General features: G+C 38.6%; 1 protein-coding gene. It reads right to left on the bottom strand.

The genetic code is table 11. The annotated features are described in order from the left end of the window. Positions 1-594: MucBP domain-containing protein (locus ACU68W_RS09235; RefSeq protein ID WP_446756438.1), on the bottom strand; the 594-nt coding region annotated here is incomplete at both ends.

The following is a 594-nucleotide window of genomic DNA, read 5'->3' as shown; positions in this document are numbered from 1 at the left end:
TGTTCCTGGTTGTTCAGGTGTTCCTGGTTGTTCTGGAGTACCTGGTTGTCCAGGTGTTCCTGGTTGTTCAGGTGTTCCTGGTTGTTCTGGAGTACCTGGTTGTTCAGGTGTTCCTGGTTGTTCAGGTTCTACTGGAATTACAGGTTCAGATGGTTCCAATGGTGTCCATGGTGTTTCTGTTCTTTCATATACATAAGTGATTTCTTGTTTAACACCTGGTTTGAAGTTGCCTTTTGTTTCTTTTCCATCTTTATCATAGCTTGGATTTTCTTTGGCATCTTCTGTTCTTACAAACTTGAAGCCGTCTTTTTCAGCTTTGCCTGTTGTGTAAGTCATGTCTTTTGTTCCGCCAGAAACTTTGCCATCTACTACTTCTCGTTTGATTTCTTTGCCATCTTTATCTTTTGTGATGTAGATATGGTGTTCTTGGAATGAACCTTTCTTTTCTACTGGTTTTTGTTCTTCTTTTTGATAAATATATGTTACTTCTTGTTTTGTGTTTGCTATATAAGCTGCTTCTTTTTCGCTTCCGTCTTCGTTGAATTTTCCACCGTTTTTGGATTCGATTTTTACTAGTTTGTAACCGTCTTTATC

The organism is Finegoldia sp. P2-F-LR, assembly GCF_052932265.1.
The sequence above is the reverse complement of the archived record's forward strand: the minus strand, read 5'-3'. Positions and strand labels throughout refer to the sequence as shown.